Origin of the sequence: Zavarzinella formosa DSM 19928 (genome assembly GCF_000255705.1) — a bacterium.
GTDB classification, from domain to species: Bacteria; Planctomycetota; Planctomycetia; order Gemmatales; family Gemmataceae; genus Zavarzinella; species Zavarzinella formosa.
In genome coordinates this window covers 1-1,344 of sequence record NZ_AIAB01000540.1, presented here as the reverse complement: position 1 = coordinate 1,344, position 1,344 = coordinate 1, and the positions used below count along the sequence as shown (strand labels likewise).

The window sequence follows — 1,344 nt, the reverse complement described above, 5'->3', positions numbered from 1 at the left end:
TATGTCGGACAGTTTGTTGCAGCGGAGCGTGACGACGTCGGTGGCGCGGAATCTGGCGAACACGTCGAAGACGACGCCGAAGATGATGTCGATCACCCCGCGTTGGGTGCTCAGTTTGCTGCCGTGGGTCCAGGTCGAGGGGGGGACGTATCGCGTCAACCGCACCAAGATCGAACTCAAGAAGGCCGAACGCATCGGAATTGACGTGATCGCGGGGCAGGCCGTTTTCGCCCCCGAGGCCCTGCGGGCGGTGCCGTTGTTCTCCCGCCTGCCGGACGCCATCATCGGCCAGATGGCCTCCCGGTTCAAGACCGAGGAGGTGTCGCTGGGCAACCGGCTGATCGTCGAGGGGGAGGACCAGAGCAAGTTTTTCATCATCGCCCACGGCCAGGTCGAGGTGCTCAGCAAGGGGGAGCACGGCAGCAACCTCCGCATCGCCCTGCTGACCGACGGCGAGTATTTCGGCGAGGCCGAGATCGTCTCCGACAAGCCCTCGGAGGTCACCGTCCGCACGACGACGCCGTGCGTGTTTCTCACCCTGTCCCGGCAGGACCTTGACGCCTTGAAGAAGGCAGTGCCCGGCTTCGAGGACGAGTTCCGCAAGGCGATCGGGGCCCACCAGGAACTGGCCTCGACCGTCAACCGCTACGGCGAGCGGAACATCGACCTCGTCTCCGGGTTCGCCGAGAACGTGGAGATTCCCGAGACGTTCGTCGATTACTCCGACCATCCCCGCGAGTATTCGCTGTCGGCCGTGCAGACGATGGTGCGCGTTCATACCCGTGTCTCGGACCTGTACAACGGGCCGTACAACCAGATCGAAGAGCAGATGCGCCTGACCATCGAGGGGATCAAGGAACGCCAGGAGTGGGACCTGATCAACAGCCCCAAGTTCGGGCTGCTGCACTCCGCCGACCCCGCCATGCGCATCAGCACGCGTTACGGAGCCCCGACCCCCGACGATCTGGACGAGTTGCTCTCGCTGGTGTGGAAGAAGCCGTCGTTCTTCCTCGCCCATCCCAAGGCCATCGCGGCCTTCGAGCGGGAATGCACCTGGCGCGGCGTGCCCCCCGTCACCACCAATTTGTTCGGAACGCCGGTCATCATGTGGCGGGGCGTCCCCATCGTCCCCTGCGACAAGCTGGACGTCAAGAGCCGGCGGCTCTCGAACCAGACCGGCACCACCAGCATTCTGTTGCTGCGGGTCGGCGAGGCCGATCAGGGGGTCGTCGGGTTGCATCAGGCCGGCATCCCCGGCGAGATCGCCCCGAGCCTGTCGGCCCGGTTGATGGGGCTCGACAACCTCGGCGTCGCCTCCTACCTCCTCACCCTCTACTTCTCCGC

The 1,344-nt window shown here is 65.0% G+C and carries 1 protein-coding gene; it reads left to right on the top strand.

The genetic code is table 11. The features are described from left to right. Nucleotides 1-1,344, top strand: a 1,344-nt coding sequence (locus BGIM_RS47895) for a family 2B encapsulin nanocompartment shell protein (protein WP_020467898.1), incomplete at both ends; no start/stop codon positions are given.